At 65.3% G+C, this 24,866-nt stretch carries 17 protein-coding genes, 1 tRNA gene and 3 pseudogenes; 15 read left to right on the top strand and 6 right to left on the bottom strand.

All coding sequences use genetic code 11. The features are described 5' to 3' along the window. Positions 1 to 49: 49 nt before the first annotated feature. Positions 50 to 970, bottom strand: coding sequence for a tRNA 2-thiocytidine(32) synthetase TtcA (gene ttcA, locus XarjCFBP7645_RS11545; RefSeq protein WP_104537581.1), 921 nt, complete (start codon positions 968 to 970; stop codon positions 50 to 52). A 481-nt stretch (positions 971 to 1,451) separates the two neighbouring features. Here ttcA and xylA point away from each other — a divergent pair, with 481 nt between their 5' ends. The 3 genes from xylA to XarjCFBP7645_RS11525 all read left to right on the top strand — a co-directional run bounded on the left by xylA (position 1,452) and on the right by XarjCFBP7645_RS11525 (position 6,068). After that, on the top strand, positions 1,452 to 2,789 hold the full coding sequence (xylA, locus tag XarjCFBP7645_RS11535) for a xylose isomerase (protein WP_104537579.1): 1,338 nt from the start codon (positions 1,452 to 1,454) through the stop codon (positions 2,787 to 2,789). Positions 2,790 to 2,876: 87 nt separating this feature from the next. Then, the gene (locus tag XarjCFBP7645_RS11530; protein ID WP_161960033.1) at positions 2,877 to 4,304 is read left to right on the top strand and encodes a sugar porter family MFS transporter; all 1,428 of its coding nucleotides are present in this window, start codon (positions 2,877 to 2,879) and stop codon (positions 4,302 to 4,304) included. Between the two features lie 264 nt (positions 4,305 to 4,568). Continuing rightward, positions 4,569 to 6,068 carry an MASE1 domain-containing protein gene (locus XarjCFBP7645_RS11525; RefSeq protein WP_104537577.1) on the top strand — a complete coding sequence of 500 codons (1,500 nt, stop codon included), beginning with the start codon at positions 4,569 to 4,571 and terminating at the stop codon, positions 6,066 to 6,068. Here XarjCFBP7645_RS11525 and XarjCFBP7645_RS11520 read toward each other — a convergent pair. Further along, on the bottom strand, positions 6,052 to 6,486 hold the full coding sequence (locus tag XarjCFBP7645_RS11520) for a hypothetical protein (RefSeq protein WP_104537576.1): 435 nt from the start codon (positions 6,484 to 6,486) through the stop codon (positions 6,052 to 6,054). The genes XarjCFBP7645_RS11525 and XarjCFBP7645_RS11520 overlap by 17 nt on opposite strands. Before the next feature lie 522 nt (positions 6,487 to 7,008). Beyond that, positions 7,009 to 7,197 (bottom strand): annotated as a pseudogene (locus tag XarjCFBP7645_RS11515) (hypothetical protein); the annotation flags it as partial. A gap of 289 nt (positions 7,198 to 7,486) precedes the next feature. Here XarjCFBP7645_RS11515 and XarjCFBP7645_RS11510 point away from each other — a divergent pair. Further along, a pseudogene (locus XarjCFBP7645_RS11510) lies at positions 7,487 to 7,866 on the top strand (N-acetylmuramoyl-L-alanine amidase family protein); the annotation flags it as partial. Between the two features lie 36 nt (positions 7,867 to 7,902). After that, a pseudogene (locus XarjCFBP7645_RS11505) lies at positions 7,903 to 8,004 on the top strand (GTP cyclohydrolase FolE2); the annotation flags it as partial. Positions 8,005 to 8,367: 363 nt separating this feature from the next. Here the strand turns inward: XarjCFBP7645_RS11505 and XarjCFBP7645_RS11500 are convergent. Beyond that, a tRNA-Glu gene (locus XarjCFBP7645_RS11500) sits at positions 8,368 to 8,442 on the bottom strand. A 47-nt stretch (positions 8,443 to 8,489) separates the two neighbouring features. On the opposite strand from XarjCFBP7645_RS11500, the gene pcnB reads away from it, so the two are divergent. The 8 genes from pcnB to XarjCFBP7645_RS11460 all read left to right on the top strand — a co-directional run bounded on the left by pcnB (position 8,490) and on the right by XarjCFBP7645_RS11460 (position 15,237). Then, positions 8,490 to 9,857 carry a polynucleotide adenylyltransferase PcnB gene (gene pcnB / locus XarjCFBP7645_RS11495; RefSeq protein WP_024939771.1) on the top strand — a complete coding sequence of 456 codons (1,368 nt, stop codon included), beginning with the start codon at positions 8,490 to 8,492 and terminating at the stop codon, positions 9,855 to 9,857. A 3-nt stretch (positions 9,858 to 9,860) separates the two neighbouring features. After that, positions 9,861 to 10,346 (top strand): 2-amino-4-hydroxy-6-hydroxymethyldihydropteridine diphosphokinase, encoded by a 486-nt coding sequence (gene folK / locus XarjCFBP7645_RS11490; protein WP_104537575.1) that lies wholly within the window; start codon positions 9,861 to 9,863, stop codon positions 10,344 to 10,346. 35 nt (positions 10,347 to 10,381) lie between these two features. Continuing rightward, the gene (gene panB / locus XarjCFBP7645_RS11485; protein WP_104537574.1) at positions 10,382 to 11,197 is read left to right on the top strand and encodes a 3-methyl-2-oxobutanoate hydroxymethyltransferase; all 816 of its coding nucleotides are present in this window, start codon (positions 10,382 to 10,384) and stop codon (positions 11,195 to 11,197) included. Beyond that, the gene (panC, locus tag XarjCFBP7645_RS11480; RefSeq protein ID WP_104537573.1) at positions 11,194 to 12,036 is read left to right on the top strand and encodes a pantoate--beta-alanine ligase; all 843 of its coding nucleotides are present in this window, start codon (positions 11,194 to 11,196) and stop codon (positions 12,034 to 12,036) included. The genes panB and panC overlap by 4 nt, the downstream gene beginning before the upstream one ends. 184 nt (positions 12,037 to 12,220) lie before the next feature. Then, positions 12,221 to 12,601 (top strand): aspartate 1-decarboxylase, encoded by a 381-nt coding sequence (gene panD, locus XarjCFBP7645_RS11475; protein ID WP_016905039.1) that lies wholly within the window; start codon positions 12,221 to 12,223, stop codon positions 12,599 to 12,601. After that, positions 12,598 to 14,112 carry a glucose-6-phosphate isomerase gene (gene pgi / locus XarjCFBP7645_RS11470; protein ID WP_104537572.1) on the top strand — a complete coding sequence of 505 codons (1,515 nt, stop codon included), beginning with the start codon at positions 12,598 to 12,600 and terminating at the stop codon, positions 14,110 to 14,112. Before panD ends, pgi begins: the two co-directional genes overlap by 4 nt. Positions 14,113 to 14,265: 153 nt before the next feature. Next, complete coding sequence (locus XarjCFBP7645_RS11465; protein WP_047124973.1) at positions 14,266 to 14,610, top strand: type II toxin-antitoxin system prevent-host-death family antitoxin; 345 nt, start codon at positions 14,266 to 14,268, stop codon at positions 14,608 to 14,610. 3 nt (positions 14,611 to 14,613) lie between these two features. Beyond that, the gene (locus XarjCFBP7645_RS11460; protein ID WP_053045500.1) at positions 14,614 to 15,237 is read left to right on the top strand and encodes an AAA family ATPase; all 624 of its coding nucleotides are present in this window, start codon (positions 14,614 to 14,616) and stop codon (positions 15,235 to 15,237) included. A gap of 679 nt (positions 15,238 to 15,916) precedes the next feature. Here XarjCFBP7645_RS11460 and XarjCFBP7645_RS11445 read toward each other — a convergent pair. Then, positions 15,917 to 17,872, bottom strand: a complete 1,956-nt coding sequence (locus XarjCFBP7645_RS11445; RefSeq protein WP_104537571.1) for a PhoX family protein — start codon at positions 17,870 to 17,872, stop codon at positions 15,917 to 15,919. Between the two features lie 435 nt (positions 17,873 to 18,307). Here XarjCFBP7645_RS11445 and XarjCFBP7645_RS11440 point away from each other — a divergent pair, with 435 nt between their 5' ends. Beyond that, positions 18,308 to 20,920 (top strand): glycoside hydrolase family 3 protein, encoded by a 2,613-nt coding sequence (locus tag XarjCFBP7645_RS11440; protein WP_047125009.1) that lies wholly within the window; start codon positions 18,308 to 18,310, stop codon positions 20,918 to 20,920. Positions 20,921 to 21,177: 257 nt separating this feature from the next. Then, the gene (locus tag XarjCFBP7645_RS11430; protein ID WP_039815756.1) at positions 21,178 to 22,740 is read left to right on the top strand and encodes a sodium/sugar symporter; all 1,563 of its coding nucleotides are present in this window, start codon (positions 21,178 to 21,180) and stop codon (positions 22,738 to 22,740) included. 93 nt (positions 22,741 to 22,833) lie between these two features. On the opposite strand, the gene XarjCFBP7645_RS11425 is transcribed toward XarjCFBP7645_RS11430, so the two are convergent. Beyond that, positions 22,834 to 24,690, bottom strand: a complete 1,857-nt coding sequence (locus XarjCFBP7645_RS11425; protein ID WP_053045499.1) for a putative bifunctional diguanylate cyclase/phosphodiesterase — start codon at positions 24,688 to 24,690, stop codon at positions 22,834 to 22,836. Positions 24,691 to 24,866: the final 176 nt, after the last annotated feature.

Here is a 24,866-nt window from a genome sequence, read left to right as displayed (position 1 = left end):
AGGAAGAAACGGGGAGGGTGGAAAGACTGCCGGCGCCGCGATGGCCGCGTCAGTCGCTGTCGTGTGCGCTGTCGCCGGCGGCCAGCCAGGCGCTGGAATCGGGATCAGGATCGGGCGGTGCTGCATCGCCGCTATGGCCCAGCGACAGGAAATCGAACAGGGTGCGGTCGGCCAGTTGCTCGGGCCGCACATCGCCCAGCGCGCGGGCGATCTGCTCGACCCGCCCGGGCTGCTCGCGGTCCCACTGCTGCAGCATCCGCCCGACCTGCTGGCGCTGCAGGTTTTCATGGCTGCCGCACAGGTTGCACGGAATGATCGGGAACTGGCGCGCCTGCGCGTAGGCGGCGATATCGGCCTCGCGCACATAGGCCAGCGGGCGGATCACCACATGCGCGCCGTCGTCGCTGCGCAGCTTGGGCGCCATCGCCGCAAGCCGGGCGTGGTGGAACAGATTCATGAAGAACGTGGCCACGATGTCGTCGCGATGGTGGCCGAGCGCGATCTTGGTCACGCCATGCGCCTGCGCATAGGCGTACAGCGCGCCGCGCCGCAGCCGCGAGCACAACGAACACATGGTCTTGCCGGCCGGAATCACCCGGCTGACCACCGAATAGGTGTCCTGCTCGACGATGTCGAACGGTACGTTCAGCCCGCGCAGGTAAGTGGGCAGCACCTGCGCGGGGAAGTCGGGCTGCTTCTGGTCCAGATTGACCGCCACCAGGGTGAACGGCACCGGCGCCTTGCGCTGCAACTGCAGCAGCATGTCCAGCAAGGTGTAGCTGTCCTTGCCGCCGGACAGGCACACCATGATCTTGTCGCCGGCGGCGATCATGCCGAAGTCGGCAATCGCCTGGCCTACCTGGCGCTGCAGGCGTTTGCCCAGGCGCAACTGCTCACGCTGCAGCCGCTGGCGCGGGTCGCGCGGCGCGGGGTCGGCCAGGGGTTGCGGCAGCGGCAGGACAGCGGTCATAAGCCGGCCATTGTAGCTGCCCCGCGCGCGGCGAGCCGGCGCCGCGCTTGCGCGGCTGAATGCGCGGTCGGCCGCTTGCGGGCGAGGCGTTCAGCGCGGGTTTGGCGGTGCTGCGGCATCAGCGAACCGATCACGGCTGGCAGGTGTGCCGCAGGTGGTTGGCGCAGCGGACATCTCGCAGCGCAGCAAGCCTTTCGGCGCCGGGCTGGGTAAAGTCGGGCAGACCGCTTCACTCGGGATCGGCATGGCATCTCCGGCTTCGCTCCACCGCGCGGCTTTTTTCGGTCGCGATTGTGGTAGCGCTAACATTCTGCGCGGCGTGAGTCAGGCCCTGTGCCGGCGTCCGTCTCCGGCGCTGATTGAGAGTGCGCGCCGGTGGCGGCGGTGACGCCCTGCATGCGCGATCGCTGCGCTGCGTGACTGACCACTTGCTTGCAACACCCTTCCCTCTCCCCTCGCCTTTGCACAGGAGTTTTACCCCATGAGCAACACCGTCTACATCGGCGCCAAAGAGTACTTCCCCGGCATCGGCAAGATCGGCTTCGAAGGCCGCGACTCGGACAACCCGCTGGCGTTCAAGGTCTACGATGCCAACAAGCAGATCGGCGACAAGACCATGGCCGAGCATCTGCGCTTTGCCGTGGCCTACTGGCACAGCTTCTGCGGCAACGGCGCCGATCCGTTCGGCCCGGGCACGCGCGCTTACCCGTGGGATATCGGCAACACCGCGTTGAATCGTGCCGAAGCCAAGGCCGATGCCGCGTTCGAATTCTTCACCAAGCTCGGCGTGCCGTACTACTGCTTCCACGACGTGGATCTGTCGCCCGATGCCGACGACATCGGCGAGTACCAGAGCAACCTCAAGCACATGGTCGGCATCGCCAAGCAGCGCCAGGCCGACACCGGCGTCAAGCTGCTGTGGGGCACCGCCAACCTGTTCTCGCACCCGCGTTACATGAATGGCGCATCCACCAACCCGGACTTCAACGTGGTGGCGCGTGCGGCGGTGCAGGTCAAGGCCGCGATCGATGCCACGGTGGAACTGGGCGGCGAGAACTACGTGTTCTGGGGCGGCCGCGAAGGCTACGCCTGCCTGCACAACACCCAGATGAAGCGCGAGCAGGACAACATGGCGCGCTTTTTGACCCTGGCACGCGATTACGGCCGTGCGATCGGCTTCACCGGCAACTTCCTGATCGAGCCAAAACCAATGGAGCCGATGAAGCACCAGTACGACTTCGACAGCGCCACGGTGATCGGCTTCCTGCGCCAGCACGGCCTGGACCAGGACTTCAAGCTCAACATCGAAGCCAACCACGCCACGCTGTCGGGCCACAGCTTCGAGCATGACCTGCAGGTGGCATCCGATGCCGGCCTGCTGGGCAGCATCGATGCCAACCGCGGCAACCCGCAGAACGGCTGGGATACCGACCAGTTCCCGACCGATCTGTACGACACCGTCGGCGCGATGCTGGTGGTGCTGCGTCAGGGCGGGCTGGCACCGGGCGGTCTGAACTTCGATGCCAAGGTGCGCCGCGAGTCGTCCGACCCGCAGGATCTGTTCCTGGCGCATATCGGCGGCATGGACGCGTTCGCACGCGGGCTGGAAGTGGCCGACGCGCTGTTGACCTCCTCGCCGCTGGAGCAGTGGCGCGCCGAGCGCTACGCCAGCTTCGACAGCGGTGCAGGCGCGGATTTCGCCAACGGCAACAGCACGCTGGTGGATGTGGCCAAGTACGCCGCCGGCAACGAACCCAAGCAGCTCAGCGGCCGTCAGGAAGCCTACGAGAACCTGATCAACCAGTATCTGACGCGTTGATGTCCCGTGGCCGGCGGCGCACTGCGCGTCGCCGGCCGATGTCGGCCGCCCCGGTGGCCGCTCCCTTGCATGCTTCCAGGTGAATCCATGTCCAGTGTCTCCGTAAACGGCGCCCCCGATGCCGGTGAGAACACCCGTTTTATCGTCCTGATCAGTTGCGTAGCCACGATCGGCGGTTTTTTGTTCGGTTTCGATAGCGGCGTGATCAACGGCACTGTCGACGGCCTGAAGCAGACCTTCAATTCCAGCGCCGCCGAGACCGGGTTCGAAGTCGCCTCGATGCTGCTGGGTTGCGCCATCGGCGCCTTCTTTGCCGGCCGGCTGGCCGACCGCTGGGGCCGCCGCGCGGTCCTGATCATTTCTGCGGCGCTGTTCCTGCTTTCGGCCATTGGCGCCGGTGCCTCGCACAGTTCCGGCTTCTTCATCTTCGCTCGCGTGATGGGCGGCTTTGCGGTGGGCGCCGCCAGCGTCATCTCGCCGGCCTACATCGCCGAAGTCGCCTCAGCGCGCTATCGCGGCCGGCTCGCCACGATGCAGCAGATCGCCATCATCAGCGGGCTGTTCTGCGCGTTTTTGAGCAACTACCTGCTGGCCAACGCCGCCGGCGCCTCCACCGAGCCGCTATGGGCCGGGCAGGCCGCCTGGCGCTGGATGTTCTGGATGCAGGCGATTCCCTCGCTGCTGTTCCTGTTGCTGTTGCTGGTCATCCCGGAAAGCCCGCGCTACCTGGTGGTCAAGGGCCGCCGCGAGCAGGCGCTGGTGGTGTTGAAGCGCCTGTACGGCAACGCCGCCGCGCAGACCAAGCTGGCCGAGATCTCCGCCTCGATGTCGGCCGACCAGCACAAGCCCAAGTTCTCCGACCTCATCAACAAGGCCACCGGCAAGATCCGCCCGATCGTCTGGATCGGCGTGGGTCTGGCGGTGTTCCAGCAACTGGTCGGCATCAACGTGGTGTTCTATTACGGCGCCGTGCTGTGGCAGGCGGTGGGCTTCTCCGAGCAGGACGCACTGCTGATCAACGTGCTCTCCGGCGGCCTCAGCATCGGCGCCTGCCTGGTCACGGTGATGCTGGTCGACAAGATCGGCCGCAAGCCGCTGCTGTGGATCGGCTCGGCTGGCATGGCGGTCTCGCTGGCCCTGGTGACCTATGCCTTCGCCACTGCCTCGCTGGACCCCAACGGCAAGCTCGCCATGTCCGACGCCATGGGCATGCTCGCGCTGGTGGCGGCCAACGTCTACGTGGTGTTCTTCAATGCCTCCTGGGGGCCGGTGATGTGGGTGATGCTGGGCGAGATGTTCCCCAACCAGATCCGCGGCTCGGGCCTGGCCATTGCCGGTGCCGCGCAGTGGACCTCCAACTTCGCCATCACCGTCAGCTTCCCGATCCTGCTCGGCAGCATCGGCCTGGCTGGCGCCTACGGCATCTACACCGTCGCCGCCTTCATCTCTGTGTTCTTCGTGCTCAAGTACGTCTACGAGACCAAGGGCAAAGAACTCGAGCAGATGGAGGGCTGATCTTCTCTATTATGCTGATATCGGCATGGAAGACGACCAAGGCCGCGCAATGCGCGGCCTTCTTATAGGAGCGTTTCTCACCTTACCCCCATGATCGCGTCCTCGTTGGGGATTGGATCATCGTCGTACAAGACACTTGTTGTCTGGGAGCAGTACGCGCCAGCTGCCGCCGTCACTCTCGCGATCTGTGCGCTTAAGCTATACGCGATGTGCCGATTGGCTTCACACTAGGCAGAATTCGTCGAAGAACCAGGGAGTGGTTGCATGGCAGTTGTTAGAGAACTGGCGGAAGGGCTTCTTCTCACTCTGGGCTATTGCGTCGTCTATCTGCTTGTCTGGCACTTGTCTGTCGATCAGTGGTACCTACCCGCCGGTCTGAGAGCGGCGTCTCTTCTATTCATGCCGTATCGTCGTTGGCCGTTCTTGCTCGCAGGTGATGCTGCCGCCATGCTTTGGCTGCGCATCCCCATGCTGGAGACCAGGGATTACGCGCCGATTTGGGCTTACCTGAGTCCGTTCTTGCTTGCACCAGCAGTCGCGCTGGCAGTGTCTGCGATTCGCCGGCACACGCCGAACGTGATGACCCGCAATGCAATTCTTCCGTTGATGGCGCTCCTGGCATTGTGGAGCACGCTTTGCGGCATGGCGCTAAATGCCACGCTTGGCGGTCCTGTCGCCAGTTCTCCCATGGAGATTCTGCTGCGTACATGGCTGGGGTCCTATCTCGGCATCCTGATGTTTCTGTTACCTGGTCTGCTATGGCATCGGCGCAAAGAAAGCGAGTCCCGCAACAATCTCGTACGTGACAGTACATTCGCAGGGTTGGCGATGGCAGCTTTGTTCTGCACTGCCAATGTCGTTCCGGAGCCGCTGCTACGACAGGTCTTGATGGTATCGCTGGTTGGGCCGGCGATTGTTTTGACGCTCCGCTACGGCTGGCGCGGAGCAGCGGCCGGTGCTTTGCTGGCAAATCTTATTGCCGCCTTGTCGCGCTCCAAGTACGGAATCGCCGCTTACGACTCGGAATTGTTTAGCGTCCAGCTGCTGATCGCCGTCATTGCTACAGGGCTATTTGTCCTCGGTTCGCAGCTGGCTTCCGTATATGCCCAGGCTGGCAACCACGGCCAGGTAAAGCTGGAAGCATTGCAGTTCGCTCAAGCTGGTTATCTCGCAGCTGAGCGCACCCTTCGCAACCGCGTGGTGGACTACTCCGATATCAACGTTCACATCAACCGACTGCGCAAGGAATGTGTCGCTCAGCTACGCGAGCGGGGTCACCACGCTGCAGCCATGGAAATGACCAGAGCGGGAGTCATCGAGTCGCAGCTGCTGCACGAATACGTCGCCGGACTGTATCCGCTTGAGATCGAAACTCATGGCGTGTATCAAGCGCTTCGCTCACCGGCACTGGCGCGCTTTTACGACACGGAGATCCATCACGCGTTGCGCGGGAACTGCGGCAATCTTTCACTAGGGCTACAACTGGCGGCCTATCGATGCGTGCTAAACGCATTCGAGATGCTTCCGCAGGCGAAGCGGCATCTCGTGCAGGCCCGTGCATGGAGAGGTCGTAGCGCACAGGGTGTGGTGATCAGAATCTTCGCTGATAGCTCTCTATTGGAGGTCGTGTATCGTGATGCGCCCGAGGCAAGCAACGAGTTGCGGACGCGACTGAAAGCGCATGGCGGTATTTTTCGTCGCCGCCATGCGTTGGTCCTCAGTTTTCTGGTTGCCGAACAGGTATCGGTCACTTCGTCCGTGTGACGATCCAACGCTCTCCAGATGTGCTCGGGATCAGGTGCACGGTGAAATTGTCGGTCTGATATACCAACTGTGCTATTGCGGGGACCACCAATGTCGAGACTGCTATGCGACTGACGTCCTTGCCCATCGGCAGGACCCAGAGAAGCTCGCCTGCACGGCCCACTGCTCCACGGACCACGCCACTTGCATCGTTGATCTGCAGATACAGCATTCCTTCGCGTTGAAATTCGTAGATCCGCCACGTCGGATCTACCGCCAGATTAGTCGCACGTGGTGCCGACTCGCCTAGTCCTGTAGCAGCCAGCTTGGCAACCGTCCCATCGCCTGGACAGCAGGCATTTGCCGATCCGATACCTGCCAGCATTGCGGCGGCGAGGGCACCTAAAGTCTTGATTGCTAGCTTTGCCTTCACTTCCATGACTTCGCCTTTTTCCCTTGACCGGGAACTATCTAGCCTGCAATTCAGGCATGCCTACGGTACGTGTTTCTCTGTAGTTGCGTGAGTGGCTGAGTTCAAGTTCACTGATACGCGTCGCGCCAATGTGTTGACTCGCCGGCATGCGTGTGAATAGGCCTGGCAGCAATGACTTTAGGTGGTGCCGGTTTTCCGGCGGCGCCTCTTGGCGCTGTTTACGGTTGTTCTCGGACGTCGTCCAGTTCTAGCCGTGTTGGCTCACCGTCGATCTCCCTACCGACAGGATCGTAGCCAAACTGGGACTGGATCCGGCCCGTCCATGGGCTCCATCGGTTGACTTGCCGCCAGCGAAAACGTTTGTTATCCGGACTTTTTCGTGGCGTGAGTGAAAGCGTCATGGGGAGTTTATCGAGTAAGTTCTCTGGATTATTTACGGTCTGATATGTGTCTTGTCGAAGAATGTTTAATTGATAATTGAATTGTCATCCTTCGGCGTCGCAGGGATTGATGCGCGCTCAGCGCGGTTTGGGCGTACTCAAACCATCCAATCACCCGTCGGTGATGAGGTTCGCCCAAGCGACGCAAAAATTGCTGGGTGTGGTGGTCGTTCGGGTCGCGCAGGCTCGCGAGCCGCTGGGCGATAAAATGGGTGGTCAGCGGTTGGGCGCAGCCGACCTCGATGCAGTGGCGCCAGGCGATATAGCCGTTGGAGATGAGGGGACATCGTGATGCTCTTCTGCGAGAGTGGACGTAAGAACGCGGGCGGGACGCGGCGGGTTTGCTGTCGCGCGATAATTGTTACTCTATAACTATTCGTCCCCTGGTCCTTCTGGTCACGTCGTGCCGCGTCCCTCACCGCAGTGCGTTGTTTGCCTTGCTACCATGCCGAACCTTCCATGCTCCGAGCGACACGGCGGCCGCGTCGCTCTCCGGGATGGGCCTGATGCGGCGGCGGCAAGTGCTGCGCACCTGCGTGGTCGCCATCGACGCCCGCCACGGCGGCAAGAACGCCGCCAACGAGATGGGCGGCAGCGCGCGCCGTTTGCGGGTGCCAAGCAATCCGGTGTGGTCGCAGGTGCCGGCCGACCTGTCGCTGAGCGGCGCCATTGCCTGGCAGCGTGCGTTGCCTGGCAGCGTGCGTTCGGCAAGTTGATGCGCGGGCGGCTGCAGCAGGTGACGCGGCTGCATCGGGACCAGGTCGGGCAGGCCGGGTTTGCGGTATTGACGTCGCCGGACATTTCGCCGCTACTGGTCGAAACTGCCTTGTTGAGCAATTGCGACGATTGTCGGCGGCTATGCGGCGACACGCATCAGGACGAACTGGCGCAAACGCTGCATGCCGGTATCGACGTGTACTTCCAGATGTTTCCCGGTCGCGCCTGAGGCGCGGTTGCCTTCCTGTCCTTCAGCGACCTTTCGATGTCTGCCACGCTTACCGATGTTGCGGTTACCGAACTGTCTACGCTGAGCGCGCCGTTGCGCTGGGTCGGCATGCAGGACATTGCCGTGCCGGTGCGCCTGGCCGACGCACGCTGCGCCGATGCGGACGCGCTGGCGCGCAGGTCTACGTCTTGATCGGGCCGTCCATGATGGTTGTAGTGGGGTGATCGACAAGAGCCGAGCCCATGCGACGTCGCCAGGTTGCACGACGCGCAGCTGCAGGGCCGAAGTGCGCGATCGACGGCAAGGCCAACCCGCAGCGCACGGTGCCGTAACTGGCCCCAGCCAATCGGCGCATCGGCTCGACGGCGCTGCCATGGGAGAAGTGTTTGTCCAGTCCGGGAACAGGACCATTGCGCGTCACCTGGTCGCCGGCAACTGCCCATGCCAATAACGCAAAAACCCCGCAATGCGGGGTCTTGGCGTTCTGCGGTCAGACGACGGTGGTGCTCCCTAGGGGACTCGAACCCCTGTTTTAGCCTTGAGAGGGCCACGTCCTAACCATTAGACGAAGGGAGCGTTTGGTGCGTCTTGTGCAGCGGGCTAGTATAGTGCGCTAAAACCCGTTGGGCAATCCTGCAACACAAGACGGAAGCGCCATCATCGAACCCTCAGTTACATCTCCGTTCACGCTGCGCGTCATCCCACGCGATCAGCACACCATCTCGCGCAAGGACATCAGCCCCAACGCATTGCGCGTGCTGTATCGCCTGCGCGAATCGGGCTTTGGTGCCTACCTGGTCGGCGGCGCGGTGCGCGATTTGCTGGTCGGCGGCCATCCCAAGGATTTCGACGTGGCCACCAGCGCCACGCCGGAAGAAGTCAAAGCGCTGTTTCGCAACTGTCGCCTGATCGGCCGCCGCTTTCGTCTGGCGCATGTGGTGTTCGGCCGCGAGATCATCGAAGTGGCCACGTTCCGCGCCAACATCGACGACGGCAGCGGCGACCGCGAACTGGATAACGGCCGGTTGGTGCGCGACAACGTCTACGGCACCATCGAAGACGATGCGATCCGTCGCGACTTCACCTGCAACGCGCTGTACTACGCGATCGAGGATTTCTCGGTACGCGACTACTGCGGCGGCTTCGAGGACGTGCAGGCACGCCTGATGAAGTTGATCGGCGACCCGGAGCTGCGCTACCAGGAAGATCCAGTGCGCATGCTGCGCGCGGTGCGTCTGGCGGCCAAGCTGAACTTCGATATCGAAGCCGGCACCGCAGAACCCATCCCGCGCTTGGCCGGGCTGTTGTCCGAGGCCGCGCCGGCGCGCTTGTTCGAAGAGATTCTCAAGCTGTTCCTGTCCGGGCATGGCGTGGCCAGTTTCGAGGGGCTGGAGCGTTACGGCCTGCTCGGTGCGCTGTTCCCGGAGAGTGCGGCCGCATTGCGCTCCAACCGCAGTGGCGCATTGCGCGCCATGGTGCTGGAAGGCCTGCGCAATACCGATGCGCGCGTGGCCAACGACGAGCCGGTGTCGCCGGCGTTCCTGTTCGCCCTGCTGCTCTGGCCGGCGTTCTGCCGCACCCTGATGGGCCTGCAGGCGCAGGGCGTGCAGCCGGAAGACGCGCAGCGTCGCGCCGCCGACCGGGTCACCCTGCATCAGCTCGAGCGCGTGGCGCTGCCGCGCCGTTTCTCGCTGCCGATGCAGGAAATCTGGCTGCTGCAGACGCGCTTCTCCTCGCGTCAGCGCAAGCGCGTGTTCCGCACCTTGTCGCATCCGCGTTTCCGCGCCGCGTTCGATTTCCTGGTGTTGCGCCAGTTCGCCTCGGCCGATCACGCCGCCGATGTGGAGTTCTGGCGCGAGGCGCAGAAGTCCTCCGGCCAGGAACTGGTCGATGCGATCGAAACCGCGCAGGCCGATCACGAAGGCGAGGAAGGTGCACCGCGCAAGCGGCGCCGTCGCCGCCGTCGCACCGGCGCACCGGCAGGCGAGTAGGGCGTGTACACCGCCTTCGTCGGCCTGGGCGCCAACCTGGGTCCGGCCGAGGCCAGCGTGCGCGCGGCCATCGCCGCACTGGGCGAGCTGCCGCAATCCACCCTGATTGCTGCCTCGCGCCTGTACCGCACGCCGGCCTGGGGCCGCGAAGACCAGCCCGATTTCATCAATGCGGTGGCGCAGCTGCGCACTGCGCTGGCGCCATTGCAACTGCTGGAGGCCTTGCTCGGCATCGAGCAGGCCTTCGGCCGGCAGCGTATCGACGGCGAGCGCTGGGGCCCGCGCACGCTGGACCTGGATCTGCTGCTGTACGCCGATCAGGTGATCGACCTGCCACGCCTGCAGGTCCCGCACCCGCATCTGCAGGCGCGCGCCTTTGCGCTGCTGCCGCTGTCCGAGCTTGCTCCGGAGGCGGTCATTCCGGGCCATGGAACAGTGCGGCACGCCCTGCAGGCCATCGAGGTCTGTGGGCTGGAGCCGATTGGGTAGATAATGGCCGGCTCATCACCCCACGTAATGACTTCATGAGCAGCCATACCGACAGCAAGCCCTGGACCGTGCCCGCCTTGGCGCAGGCCAAGCGCGAGGGTCGAAAACTGGTCATGTTGACCGCCTACGACGCCGGATTCGCACGGACCTTCGATGCCAACGGCGTCGACCTGATCCTGGTCGGCGATTCGCTGGGCATGGTGGTGCAGGGGCACGATTCCACCTTGCCGGTGACCACCGCCGACATGGTCTACCACACCGCCGCGGTGGCGCGGGTGCTGGAGCGGGCGTTGCTGGTGGCCGATCTGTCGTTCCAGGCCGATGCCACGCCGGAGCGCGCACTGGACGCTGCCACCCGACTGCTGCAGGCCGGCGCGGAGATGGTCAAGCTCGAAGGCGCCGGGCACAAGCTCGAGGTGATCCGCTATCTGGTCGAGCGCGAGATCCCGGTCTGCTCGCACCTGGGGCTGACCCCGCAATCGGTGCTGCGTTTCGGCGGTTACACGGTGCAGGGGCGCGGCGAAGCCGGCGAGCAGTTGCGCCGCGATGCGCAGGCCGTTGTCGATGCCGGCGCCAGCCTGATCGTGCTGGAATGCGTGCCCACGCCGATCGCCGCACAGGTCAGCGCCGAGCTCGGCGTGCCCACCATCGGCATTGGCGCCGGCCCCGGCTGCGATGGCCAGGTGCTGGTGATGCACGACATGCTGGGCCTGGACAGCGGCCATCGCCGTCCCAAGTTCGTCAAGGATTTCCTCGCCGAAGGCGGCTCGGTGGCGGGCGCGGTACGCGCTTACGCCCAGGCCGTGCGCGACGGCAGTTTCCCCGATGCAGCGCACGCGTACGCCGCATGATCCAGACCCTGACCGATCTTTCCACCCTGCGCGCGCTGGTCACCGGCTGGAAGCGTGAGGGCTTGCGCGTGGCGCTGGTGCCGACCATGGGCAACCTGCATGCCGGCCACTATTCGCTGGTGATGCTGGCGCGCCAGTACGCCGATCGGGTGGTGTCGAGCGTGTTCGTCAATCCGACCCAGTTCGGCCCCAACGAAGACTTCGCGCGTTACCCGCGCACGCCCGAAGCCGACCTGCGCGGCCTGGAAGACGCCGGCTGCGATGCGCTGTGGCTGCCGGATGTGGACACCATGTATCCGCTCGGTACCGCACGGGCCACGCCGATCCATGCGCCGGGCGTCAGCGACGTGCTGGAAGGGGTGTGCCGGCCGGGGCATTTCGACGGCGTGTGCACGGTGGTGGCGCGGCTGTTCAATCAGGTGCAGCCGGACGTGGCCGCCTTCGGCAAGAAGGACTATCAGCAGCTGGCGGTGATCCGCCAGATGGTGGCCGACCTGGCATTCCCGATCGAGATCCTGGGCGGCAGCATCGTGCGCGAGGCCGACGGCCTGGCGATGAGTTCGCGCAACCAGTATCTGACCGCCGACGAGCGCCCGCGTTCGACCCGGATCCGCAAGGTGCTGCTGCAGATGCGCGACGGCTACGCCGCCGGCACGCCGCGTGCGCAGGTCGAAGATACCGCCACCCAGGCGCTGGAACAGGCCGGTTTCCGCGTCGATTACGCGGTGGTGCGGCTGCCCGACCTGAGCGAGCCGGGCGACAGCCATGGTGGCGCGCGCGTGGCCTTGGTCGCCGCCCGTCTGGGCAGCACGCGGCTGATCGACAACCTGGAATTCTGAACGGTCCGAACGCTGCTGCAGGCGCGGCATCAGGCGTGACCGACGCTGCCGGCGCACAGGCGCACAGGCGCACAGGCGCGTTTGTCCAGCGCCGGCCTGAAGCCCTCACGACCGGTTGTGGGGCAGGCCGGTGGACACCGGCGCTTTCCGCTAAAATGCCGGCTTTCCTTTGCCGTTGCCTGTCATGCACCTGTCCCTGTTGAAAGCCAAGATCCACCGCGCCACCGTCACCCATTCCGAGCTCAATTACGAAGGCTCGATCGCCATCGACGGCCTGCTGCTGGAAGCCACCGGTATCCGTGAGTTCGAACAGGTGCATATCTGGGACGTCACCAACGGTGCGCGTTTCAGCACCTATGCCATCCGTGCCGATGAAGGCAGCGGCATCATCTCGCTCAACGGCGGCGCCGCGCGTCACGTGCAGGTGGGCGATCTGATCATTGTGGCCGCTTTCGCCAGCATGAGCGAAGCCGAAGCCGAGACCTTCAAGCCCAATCTGGTATATGTGGATGGGAGCAACAAGATCACCCACACCAACCACAGCATCCCCACGCAGGCCGCATGACACATACCAACGGATTCGACGCGCTTCACGCCCACGCTCAGCGCCTGCGTGGCGCTGCCATCCCCGCATTGCTTGTCGCCGAGCCGCAACGGCCGACGCAGTACGCCAGGCAGGTCGGTCCGTTGTATTTCAACTTCGCGCGGCAGAAGTACGACCGCGCCGCGCTCGATGCCTTGTTCGCCATCGCGCGCGAGCGTGATCTGGCCGGCGCGTTCCAACGCCTTTTCCGCGGCGAGCAGGTCAATGTCACCGAACAACGCGCTGCGCTGCATACCGCGTTGCGCGGCGATCTGACCGATGCGCCGGTGGCCTCCGAAGCGTATGCAACCGCTGCGGAAGTACGCCAACGCATGGGCGCGCTGATCGGCCAGCTGGAAGCCACCGACGTCACCGATATCGTCAGCGTCGGCATCGGCGGCTCGGACCTGGGTCCGCGGCTGGTGGCCGATGCCTTGCGTGCGCCGTCGGGTGCGCGTTTGCGCGTGCATTTCGTCTCCAATGTCGACGGCGCGGCGATGCAGCGCACGCTGGCGACGCTGGACCCGGCGCGCACCGCCGGCATCCTGATCTCCAAGACCTTCGGCACGCAGGAGACGCTGCTCAACGGCAACATCCTGCACGCCTGGTTGGGCGGCAGCGAGCGCCTGTACGCGGTGAGCGCAAATCCCGAGCGTGCCGCCAAGGTCTTCGACATCGCGCCGAGCCGCGTGCTGCCGATGTGGGACTGGGTCGGCGGGCGTTATTCGCTGTGGTCGGCGGTGGGTTTTCCGATCGCCTTGGCGATCGGTTTCGAACGTTTCGAACAACTGCTGGAGGGCGCCGCGCAGTTCGACGCGCATGCGCTCAACACGCCGCTGGAAGAAAACGTCGCCGTGCTGCACGGCCTGACTGCGGTGTGGAACCGCAACCTGCTGGGCAGCGCCACGCATGCGGTGATGACCTACGACCAGCGCCTGGCGCTGCTGCCGGCCTACCTGCAGCAGCTGGTGATGGAAAGCCTGGGCAAGCGGGTCAAGCTCGACGGTTCTGCAGTGGACAGCGATACCGTGTCGGTGTGGTGGGGCGGTGCGGGCACCGATGTGCAGCACAGCTTTTTCCAGGCGCTGCATCAGGGCACCAGCGTGGTGCCGGCCGATTTCATCGGCACCGTGCACAACGACGATCCGTATGCGGAAAACCATGTCGCACTGATGGCCAACGTGTTGGCGCAGACCGAAGCGCTGGCCAACGGCCAGGACAGCAGCGATCCGCACCGCAGCTATCCGGGCGGCCGGCCGAGCACGGTGATCCTGCTCGATGCGCTGACCCCGCAGGCGCTGGGTGCGCTGATCTCGATGTACGAGCACAGCGTCTACGTGCAGTCGGTGATGTGGGGCATCAATGCGTTCGACCAGTTCGGTGTGGAACTGGGCAAGCAGCTGGCCAGCCAGTTGCTGCCGGCGTTGAAGGGCGAGTCGGCCGACGTGGCCGACCCGGTGACACGCGAACTGCTGGCAAAGCTGCGCGGCTGAGCCTGTTGCGCAGCGGTGACATGACAACAACGGGGCCTGCGGGCCCCGTTGCGTTTCTGGAAGCCTGGTATGATGTGGGGTCAAAATGGCCAAATTTCCCAAAATGGGGAATCGCGAGTAGGCTGGTGTCACCACAGCGCGCAGGACCGTCCCATGTCTCGCCTCCAGGATCTGCCCGAGCTCGAAAAATCTCCCGCCGCCGATATCAAGGTGAAGGGCTGGCCCAGCCTGATGCGCAAGGTGCGCTCGCATGGAGCGGTGGTCATCACCAACCACAACCATCCCGAGGCGGTGGTGGTGGACGCGGAGGAATATCGCCGGCTGGTCAGTCAGGCGAGCGCAGCGACGGCTGCCTCGACGCGCATGCAGTCGCTGCAGGCATTGCAGACCAGGTTCGATGCGCATCTTGCGGCGGTGACCGATGGCGCAGGTCTGGCCCAGGTGATCGGCAAGCCGGCACGCCGGGGCAGGAAGATCGCCCTGGGGCCGTCGCTCTAAACCGTGGGAAACATTCTGGTGCTGGCCGGCGTCAACGGCGCTGGAAAAAGTTCGCTGCTGGGCAGTCTGCTGCGGGAAGACGGCGCCACCTGGTTCAACCCGGATGCGTTCACCCGGGACCTGGTGGAGCAGGGCTGGTCACCCGAAGACGCCAATGCGCAGGCCTGGCAAGAAGGTGTGCGGCGGCTGCGTCAGGCCGTGGACGCCGGTCACGACTATGCATTCGAAACCACCCTGGGCGCCACGACCATCCCGCGCCTGCTGCGGCAGGCCTGCGCGACGCACACGGTGGCGATCTGGTTTTGCGGTTTGTCGAGCGTCGAGCTGCATATCGCACGTGTGGCAGCGCGCGTGGCCGCTGGCGGGCATGCCATCCCCGAGCACAAGATCCGCGAGCGTTACGATGCCTCGCGCGCCAACCTGATCGCGCTGTTGCCGCACCTGTCGGTGCTGCATGTCTACGACAACAGCGCGCCTGCCGACGCGACCGCGCAGGTCGCGCCGCTGCTGGTGCTGGAACTGGACCGCGACGGCCTGCAGTACCCGCAAACGCGCGAAGAATTGGCGCAGGTGCCCGAATGGGCCAAGCCCATCGTGATGGCGGCGCTGGAGTTGCGGCAGTCCTGACCGCGCTCAGGCACTTGCGGTCTGATCCGCTTCTCACCGACACGGCCAGACATCCATCGGCCTCACCCGTAGGAGCGCCCCCGGGCGCGACAGGCATACCGGCAAAGCTCCTCGCGCCCAGGTGCGCTCCTACCGGCATCGCGACAGCAGCGAGAACGCCACGCTGCACGTGTGAGCCTCACCCGTAGGAGCGCCCCCGGGCGCGACAGGCATACCGGCAAAGTTCCTCGCGCCCAGGTGCGCTCCTACCGGCCTTGCGACAGCAGCGAGAACGCCACGCTGCACGTGTGAGCCTCACCCGTAGGAGCGCCCCCGGGCGCGACAGGCATACCGGCAAAGTTCCTCGCGCCCAGGTGCGCTCCTGCCGGCCTTGCGACAGCAGCGAGAACGCCACGCTGCACGTGTCGGCCTCACCCGTAGGAGCGCCCCCGGGCGCGACAGGCATACCGGCAAAGTTCCTCGCGCCCAGGTGCGCTCCTACCGGCATCGCGACAGCAGCGAGAACGCCACGCTGCACGTGTCGGCCTCACCCGTAGGAGCGCACCCGGGCGCGACAGGCATACCGGCAAAGCTCCTCGCGCCCAGGTGCGCTCCTACCGGCCTTGCGACAGCAGCGAGAACGCCACGCTGCACGTGTCAGCTGCAGCGTCACGCAGCGCTGCAACTGCAACGGCGGCGCTTACGCCTTGCCCAGCTTCACCGCCACCGGGTCACCGGTGAGGTAGCCCACCGCTGCGCCGAAACGGTTCTTGTAGTTGGCGCGGATCAGCGGATCCAGCGTGGCCTTGACGGTGTCGTGCAGCGGGCTTTCCCAGTCGCCGGGATGCTGGAAATTGCTCATCACGTAGGTCCAACCGTGGATCTGGTCGACCGCATGCAGGCCGGTGGATTCGGCGCCGGCCGGCACCGACAGCACCCGCGTCAGCGTGCCGCTGTCCACGTTGTAGGCCCATAGGAAATTGTTCACGTGCAGGCTGCTGTCTTCGCCGATGAACAAGGTGCGTAGCGCTTCGGAGAACTTGAGGTTATCCGGGTTGGCCAACCGTTCCGGGTCGGCCAGGTTGCCCAGCGCGTCGGCCTTGGCCAGATCGTGGCCGGTGAGTGCGGCCGGTGCGGCCATGTCGATCGGCACCCAGTCGCTGTGGATCGGCGCGCCGTGGTTGTCGCGCTGGCCGCCACGCAGATTCAGGGCGTACACCGCACCCGCATCCGGGCCTTCCACTTTCACATCGCCCGAGCCGTTGCGCATGCTGGTGACGATGTAGGACATCGCCATGTAGGCGATCTTGTCGCGCGCGTTGACGGTGGTGCCTTCGAGCTTGGTGAAGCCCAGGCTGCCGCCGGCCAGCGCCGCGTAGCGATGGGTTTCCAGATAAGTCGCCGCCTTCTCCATGCCCGGCTTGATGCGGATCCAGTTGAAGGTGCCGTTGAACGGGATCTTGGTAAACGAGGCATCGCCCGGGTCGCTCAGATGTACGTCGAGGATGTCGGCGGCGGTCAGGCGGTCGGCCATGGCCTGGATCTCGGCACTGGTGGCGTGGCCGAGCTTGATCCAGCGCAACGTGGCCGCGCCCGGGCCCACGCCCGAGGTCTGCTGCCACTTGCCCACGTACAAGGTGCCGGCCGACAGGTCCGCCTTGCGGTCGGCGATGAACATGAAAAGACCGCCATTGGTGGCGTCGTCGCCCATCAGCACGGTGCGCTGGTCGGGCATCACCTGCACCAGCTCGTGCGAGATGCGGCCCAGGCAGTAGTGCTTGCGCACGCTCCCGGTGCCGTCCGGGTGCACGGTGATTTCGGGCAGGTGGCCGTAGTGATACGGGTTGGCTTTTTCCGGGTCGCCGTACAGATGCGTGCTGTAGCTGCGGAACTGGGTGTTGCCGGCCAGCGCGGTGGCGTCGGGTTCGTACTCTTCGCTGGACAGGTGGGTATTCCATGGCGACAGGCTGGCGCCGCAGGTGGTCCACAGCCCGTGCACCGGCGCGGTGTCGACGTTGTGGTATTTCACCAGCGACAGCTTGCCGGTGGCCGGGTCCTGATCCAGCGTCAGCACCGCGATCGGCGCGGGCAGGTGGCGGTTGGTGTCGTTGCCGGCCTGGTCGCGGGTGGTGTATTCGAACTGCACCACCGCAAATACGTGGTTGCCCTTGACCCCGGGCACCTTGGCATCGGGCAGGGTCAGCAGCGAGGAGCCGTCCGGGCAATCGGAAAAGAACGGGCGTTCGGCACCGGGTTTGGAGCGGTCGATGATCGGCCGATGCTGGATGTCGTAATAGCCACCGGCCAGCACGGTGCCGCCCTTGCCGTCGGGCACCTGGTCGCCGGTGACGAAGAACCGGTGGTAGGCCAGGGCATAACGCTGGTTGCTGCCATCGCTACGCGCCACCGTCAGCGCCGACCCCACCGTGGTGGTGGCCATCGCGGCCGGGTTGGCCAGGCTGGGCGCCGGCATGCCCTGGAAGGTGGCCGACACCAGCCGGGCCGGGTTGTCCGATGGCTGCAGCGGATGTGCGGCCAGTGCCGCGCCGCCGAGGTGTTGCAGGGCGGCGGCGCTGGCGCTGCCCAGTGGCAACAGCGGAACGGACGCCAGCAACTGCATCAGGCGGCGGCGGGCAGGATCGGGGGAGGCAGACATCGAAACTCCAGGCAAAGACGACGATCAGCGATGGCCGGTGGCGCATCGGCAAGCCGGTCACGCTAGGCCCGAGGTATGACAGGTGTTTGACGGCGAGCTCACCTGTTGGCGCGCATTCGAACATGGCGCCGCAGGCGAACCCGGCACTGCCCGCATTGGCGACAGCGGCTGCGCAGTGCGGAGCGCACGCAGTGGTGCATTGCAGCAAAGTGCGCCGCTACGCAAGTCCAAGCGCCGCACCGGATTCAGCGCTTTGCCGTGGTTTGACAGGTGCTGTCGGTATTCCATGCCTATAGCCCGGGTCAATAAGTTGGCCGTCGTTTGGCATACAAGCGCGCGTTGTTGACAGGGTAGGGGAATCACGCAAGCGTACGCCGCCTAATGGCCTGCGGCGTCACGCATCGCCGTGGGGAGAACCACCTGGAGACCTGGATCTTGGACAAGCTGCTTCGTCGTACCGCCGCGCCTGTCGCGCGTCGTGCCCTCTCTCTGGCCACCGCCGCTGCGGTGCTGATGCTGGCCGCCTGCCAAGGCAAGGACACCGCTGCCGAGGCGAGCAAGACCGCGCCGGCCGCCGCACCTGCCGAGGCGTCCACCACGATCCATCCCGACCAATGGCCGTCGCCGAAGTGGCCGTTCGCCCAGGACCAGGCCCTGGAGCAGCGCATCACCGATGTGATGGCCAAGATGAGCGTCGAAGAGAAGGTCGCGCAGACCATCCAGGGCGACATCGCCAGCATGACCCCGGACGATGTGCGCAAGTACCGCATCGGCTCGGTGCTGGCCGGCGGCAATTCCGATCCGGGCGGCAAGTACGACGCCAGCCCGGCCGAATGGTTGAAGCTGGCCGACGCCTTCTATGAAGCGTCGATGGACACCTCCAAGGGCGGCAACGCGATTCCGATCATCTTCGGCATCGATGCGGTGCACGGCCAGAGCAACATCGTCGGCGCCACGCTGTTCCCGCACAACATCGGCCTGGGTGCCACGCGCAACCCGGAGCTGATCAAGCAGATCGGCGAAGTCACCGCCGCCGAAACCCGCGTCACCGGCATGGAGTGGACCTTCGCACCGACCGTGGCGGTGCCGCAGGACGACCGCTGGGGCCGCAGCTACGAAGGCTACTCCGAGTCGCCGGACGTGGTGGCCAGCTTCGCCGGCAAGATGGTCGAAGGCGTGCAGGGCGTGCCCGGCACCCCGCAGTTCCTCGACGGCAGCCACGTGATTTCCTCGGTGAAGCATTTCGTCGGCGACGGCGGCACCACCGACGGCAAGGACCAGGGCGACACCAAGGTGTCCGAAGCCACCATGCGCGATATCCACGCGGCCGGTTACCCACCGGCGATCGCGGCCGGTGCGCAGACGGTGATGGCCTCGTTCAACAGCTTCAACGGCGAGAAGATGCACGGCAACAAGGTCATGCTGACCGACGTGCTCAAGGGCCGCATGAACTTCGGCGGCTTCGTGGTCGGCGACTGGAATGGCCACGGCCAGGTCAAGGGCTGCACCAACGAAAACTGCCCGGCCTCGTTCATTGCCGGCGTCGACATGGCGATGGCCTCCGACAGCTGGAAGGGCATCTACGAGACCGAACTGGCGGCAGTGAAGTCGGGCCAGATCTCGGCCGAGCGCCTGGACGATGCGGTGCGCCGGATCCTGCGCGTCAAGCTGCGCCTGGGCCTGTTCGAAGCCGGCAAGCCGTCCAAGCGCCCGCTCGGCGGCAAGTACGAATTGCTGGGCGCGCCGGAACACCGCGCGATCGCCCGCCAGGCGGTGCGCGAGTCGCTGGTGCTGCTCAAGAACCAGGCCGGCATCCTGCCGCTGGATCCGAAAAAGCGCGTGCTGGTGCTGGGCGACGGCGCCAACGACATGGGCAAGCAGTCCGGCGGCTGGACGCTGAACTGGCAGGGCACCGGCACCAAGCGCAGCGACTACCCCAATGGCAACACCATCTGGGAAGGCCTGGACAAGCAGATCAAGGCTGCCGGCGGCAAGGCCGAGCTGGCAGTCGATGGTGCGTACAAGACCAAGCCCGACGTGGCGGTGGTGGTGTTCGGTGAGAACCCGTACGCCGAGTTCCAGGGCGACATCGCCACCCTGCTGTACAAGCCGGGCGACGAGAGCGAGCTGGCGCTGATCAAGAAGCTCAAGGCCGAAGGCATCCCGGTGGTGGCGGTGTTCCTGAGCGGGCGCCCGTTGTGGATGAACCAGTACATCAACGCCGCCGATGCCTTCGTCGCCGCCTGGTTGCCGGGTTCGGAAGGTGAGGGCATTGCCGACGTGCTGCTGCGCAAGGCCGATGGCACGGTACAGAACGACTTCAAGGGCAAGCTGAGCTTCTCCTGGCCCAAGACCGCGGTGCAGTTCGCCAACAACGTCGGGCAGAAGGATTACGACCCGCAGTTCAAGTTCGGCTTTGGCCTGACCTATGCCGACAAGGGCGACCTGGCCGCGTTGCCGGAGGAATCGGGCGTGTCCGGCGAGCAGTCGGTGGGCGGGGTGTACTTCGTGCGCGGCAAGCCGGCACTGGGCATTGCGATGCAGCTGTCCAATGCCGGCCAGGCCAACATGCCGGCGACTACGCTGCCGGTGGGTCTGTCCGATGGCAGCCTGAAGATAACCGCGGTCGACCACAAGGCGCAGGAAGATGCACGGCGTCTGGTCTGGTCCGGTGCCAAGGCCTCCAGCGTATTGCTGGTGTCTGGCAAGCCGGTCGATGTCTCGCGTGAGAGCAACGGCGATGTTCAGTTGCAGCTGACCGTGCGCCGCGATAGCGCGGTGACCGCGCCGGTGTGGCTGGGCGTGGGCTGTGGCGACAAGTGCGGCGGCCGCGTCGATGCGCAGAAGACTCTGGCCGCGCTGCCGCAAGGCCAGTGGAAGGTGGTGGGCGTGCCGTTGAAGTGCTTCGCAGTGGCCGGTGCGGATGTGACCAAGCTGACCCAGGTCGCCAGCATCGAAAGCGCTGCGGCGCTGGACCTGTCGGTGTCGAAGATCGCGCTGGGCGCACTCAACGAGGCCGAAGTCACGCTCGACTGCCCGGTCAAGTAAGCAGCACACCCGCAGGCGCGCTTGCGGGTATGCCCAGGTAAGAACCACATACATGCGTCGCCGGCCCCGGCGACGTGTTACAGCGGCCACCCTCAGCGGTGGTGTCATCAGCCGCCGCGGGACGCGCGCGTCGATCGGCCGGGACGGCCTGCAGCTGCGGTTCGCCGCGCTGCTGCCACGCACGTAGTGCGGGCGGCGGCAGTCTGCAGACCTGTCCGGTCCACGACGCTCAGCCCAGAGCCAGACAGGAGAGTGCAGTGGGTTTGGCGACGTTGGATATCGTGATTGTGCTGGTCTATCTGACCGGCATCTTCGTGCTCGCGCAGTGGGTCTCGCGCGAGAAGGCAGGTCACAGCAAGAGCGCCGAGGATTACTTCCTTGCCAGCAAGTCGTTGCCGTGGTGGGCGATCGGCGCCTCGCTGATCGCCGCGAACATCTCGGCCGAACAGATCATCGGCATGGCCGGTTCCGGTTATGCGATCGGCCTGGCGATCGCCTCCTACGAGTGGATGGCGGCGCTGACGCTGCTGATCGTGGGCAAGTTCTTCCTGCCGATCTTCCTGCGCAACGGCATCTACACCATGCCGCAGTTCCTGGAACAGCGGTACGGCAAGTGGATCCGCACCCTGATGGCGGTGTTCTGGCTGCTGCTGTACGTGTTCGTCAATCTCACCTCGATCCTGTGGCTGGGGTCGATCGCGGTCAGCCAGGTCACCGGCATGGACCAGACCCTGGCCCTGGCGTTGATCGGCGTATTCGCGCTGGTCTACCAGCTGTACGGCGGTCTGAAGGCGGTGGCGCTGACCGACATCGTGCAGGTCACGCTGCTGGTGCTGGGCGGCCTGCTGGTGGCCGGGCTGACCCTGGCACGGATCGGCGACGGTGCCGGCGTGCTGGCCGGCTTCAAGCATCTGTGGAGTGCGCACCCGGAGCACTTCCACATGATCCTGAGCAAGGACAACCCGTTCTACAAGGACCTGCCCGGCCTGAGCGTGCTGCTGGGCGGTCTGTGGGTGATGAACATCAGTTACTGGGGTTTCAACCAGTACATCATCCAGCGCGCGCTGGCGGCCAAGAACATCGGCGAGGCGCAGAAGGGCATGGTGTTCGCCGCGTTCCTGAAGCTGCTGATGCCGTTGGTGATCGTGGTGCCGGGCATCGCCGCGGTGGTGCTGGCGCCGGACCTGGCCAAGCCCGACCAGGCCTATCCGACCATGATGCAGCTGTTGCCGACCGGCATCCTGGGCCTGGTGTTCGCGGCGCTGGTGGCGGCGATCGTGGCCTCGCTGGCTTCCAAGATCAACTCGGTGGCGACGATCTTCACTCTGGATTTCTACGCCAAGTTCCGCCCGCAGACCGAGCAGAAGCAGCTAGTGCGCGTGGGTCGCATCGTGGCCATCGTGGCGGTGGTGATCGGCATCCTGACCGCGCGGCCGCTGCTGGGCAACTTCGATCAGGGCTTCCAGTTCATCCAGGAATTCACCGGCTTCTTCACGCCTGGCGTGGTGGTGATCTTCATGCTCGGCCTGTTCTGGAAGCGCGCCAACGAAGCCGGCGCACTGACCGCGGCGATCGGCTCGGTGGTGCTGTCGTTCGCGCTCAAGTTCGCCTGGCCCGAACTGCCGTTCATGGACCGCATCGGCGTGGTGTTCGTGGCGGCGCTGGTGCTGGCGGTGCTGGTTTCGTTGATGACCGCGCCCACCCAGGCGCGCGACCTGATCCGCACCGACGATGTGGCCTACGGCACCACGCTGGGCTTCAAGGTCGGTGCGATCGGAGTGGTGGTGATCCTGGTCGCGCTGTACGCGGTGTTCTGGTAATCGCCCAGCCAGTCCGCTGAAATTGGTTGTGCGCATGCTGCGCGACACTCAGGTGTCGCGCAGCGTGCGTTTTGGATGTTGTACTGCTTCCGTTTAAACCCTCGCTGCGGCCAGGCTTGCGGCGAGCAGGTTGACCGGCGCTTCGAACTGCTCATACCACGGCGTCTGCAGCCAGGTTTCCAGTGCCGCTGCCGGCATCGGTTTGGCGATCCAGTAGCCCTGGCCTTCGTCGCAGCCCCAGGCACGCAACTGCGTGTAGGCCTCTGCCGACTCGATGCCTTCGGCGACCACGCGCTGGCCCAGGCTGTGGCCGAGCTGGATCATCGCCGGTACCAGGGTGCGGTCGGTGCGGTTGTCCGGCAACGAGCGGATGAAGGATTGATCGATCTTCAACGAGCTGGCCGGTAGCTGCTTGAGATAGCTGAAATTGCTGTAGCCGGTGCCGAAATCGTCGATGGCGATATGCACGCCCAGCGCCGCGATGGCCGCCAATTGCTCGGCCAGATGCTCGGGGTGGCGGATCATCGCGCTTTCGGTGAATTCGATTTCCAGCCGGCGCGGATCCAGGTTGTGGCGCTCCAGGCCACGCCGCAGCAGGCCGACGAAACCGGGCCGGTCCAGATCGGCGGCCGACACGTTCAAGGCCAGGTTGAAATCCAGGCCCTGTTGCTGCCAGCGCGCGGCCTGGGCGATGCCGTTGTCGATGACCCAGGCGGTGATGCGGTTGATCAACGCGGTCTTCTCGGCCATCGGCACGAAGTCGGCGGGCATCACCGGGCCGATCATCGGATGCTGCCAGCGCAGCAGCGCCTCCACTCCGACGCAGCGGTGATCGTGCAGGTCCACGCGTGGCTGGTAGTGCAGGCGCAGCTGGCTGGCGCTGTCCAGCGCGGCGGGCAGGGAAGCCAGCAGGCGGAAGGTGTTGCGCTGGGCCACGTCGTGCTTGCGCTCGTACATGCTCCACGGCACGCCGCGTTCGCGCGAGATGTCCACCGAGGTGGTCAGCGAGCGGATGGTGTCGGCCGCGCCATAGCTGGTCTGCAACGAGACCGCGCCGATCGAGGCCACTGCGGTATGCGGAATGCCCTGATGTTCCAGCGTCTCGGCAAAGGCCTTGGAGACCTTGGTGCACAGCGCGGACAGACGCTGCGTTTCGGCCTGGGCCAGAAAGCCGAAGGTGGTCGGGTCCAGCCGATACAGCGCGGTGCCGGCGGGCAGATACGCCGCCAGCCGACGCTGGGCGATCGCCACATAACCGTCGGCGTAATCCCAGCCCAGCGCCTTGACCATGTCGCGGAAGTAATCGCTGCCGCAGATGTCGACCGCCACCGCAGTGGTGGCCGGCGCGCTGTCGCGTTGCGACAGCCAGGCATCCAGGTCTTCGGCAAAGCGCGACCGATTGGGCAGCCCGGTCGGCCCGTCGCGGTAGGTGGTGCTGCGCAGGTTTTCCACCCGCAGCACCGCCAGGTCGCGCAGGCCTTCCAGCTGGGTGATCGCTTCGGCGTCCAGGCCCGGGCGCGGGCTGGTCCCGATCACGCACAAGGTGCCGATGCGGTGGCCGTCGCGCAGCGTCAGCGGCGCGCCGGCGTAGAAGCGGATGAAGGGTGGCCCCAGCACCAGCGGGTTGTCGCAAAAGCGCGGATCCAGTTGCGCGTCGGGCACCACCATCACCTCGGGGGCGCGGATCGCATGCGCGCAGAACGCCTGGTCACGCGGCGTTTCCTGCGGTTCCAGGCCGATGCGGGCCTTGAACCACTGACGATGCTCGTCCACCAGCGATACCAGCGCGATTTCCGCGCTCAGGTTGCGGGCGGCCATCGCGGCGATGGTCTCGAACACCGGGTCCGGCGGCGAGTCCAGCAGGCACAGGCCACGCAGGACGGACAACCGGGTCGACTCGTCGACCACGGGCGGAGGAGGGGACTTGGCGGGAGCGAGCGCGGATTGCATGCGCTTCTATCGGCCTGGAGCGTAATCCCTTGACCGATCGCGCTGGGCGCCGTTCAGTTGAAGCGGGGCTTGCCACGCGATGGCTGCGACTGAGCCGCTGCAGGGACGACAGCTACGCGATGGCATCAGGCCACGGCATGACGCGACGGTGTGAGCGACGGCCAAGCGCCAGCTTG

The sequence above is a fragment of the Xanthomonas arboricola genome, assembly GCF_002940665.1.
In the GTDB taxonomy this organism is placed as follows: domain Bacteria; phylum Pseudomonadota; class Gammaproteobacteria; order Xanthomonadales; family Xanthomonadaceae; genus Xanthomonas; species Xanthomonas arboricola_B.
This window is presented reverse-complemented; position numbering and strand designations above follow the sequence as displayed.

Coding starts and splice junctions, on each gene's coding strand:
- ttcA (WP_104537581.1), bottom strand. CDS start 970: ATGACCGCTGTCCTGCCGCTGCCGCAACCCCTGGCCGACCCCGCGCCG.
- xylA (WP_104537579.1), top strand. CDS start 1,452: ATGAGCAACACCGTCTACATCGGCGCCAAAGAGTACTTCCCCGGCATC.
- XarjCFBP7645_RS11530 (WP_161960033.1), top strand. CDS start 2,877: ATGTCCAGTGTCTCCGTAAACGGCGCCCCCGATGCCGGTGAGAACACC.
- XarjCFBP7645_RS11525 (WP_104537577.1), top strand. CDS start 4,569: ATGGCAGTTGTTAGAGAACTGGCGGAAGGGCTTCTTCTCACTCTGGGC.
- XarjCFBP7645_RS11520 (WP_104537576.1), bottom strand. CDS start 6,486: ATGGAAGTGAAGGCAAAGCTAGCAATCAAGACTTTAGGTGCCCTCGCC.
- panB (WP_104537574.1), top strand. CDS start 10,382: ATGAGCAGCCATACCGACAGCAAGCCCTGGACCGTGCCCGCCTTGGCG.
- panC (WP_104537573.1), top strand. CDS start 11,194: ATGATCCAGACCCTGACCGATCTTTCCACCCTGCGCGCGCTGGTCACC.
- panD (WP_016905039.1), top strand. CDS start 12,221: ATGCACCTGTCCCTGTTGAAAGCCAAGATCCACCGCGCCACCGTCACC.
- pgi (WP_104537572.1), top strand. CDS start 12,598: ATGACACATACCAACGGATTCGACGCGCTTCACGCCCACGCTCAGCGC.
- XarjCFBP7645_RS11465 (WP_047124973.1), top strand. CDS start 14,266: ATGTCTCGCCTCCAGGATCTGCCCGAGCTCGAAAAATCTCCCGCCGCC.
- XarjCFBP7645_RS11445 (WP_104537571.1), bottom strand. CDS start 17,872: ATGTCTGCCTCCCCCGATCCTGCCCGCCGCCGCCTGATGCAGTTGCTG.
- XarjCFBP7645_RS11425 (WP_053045499.1), bottom strand. CDS start 24,690: ATGCAATCCGCGCTCGCTCCCGCCAAGTCCCCTCCTCCGCCCGTGGTC.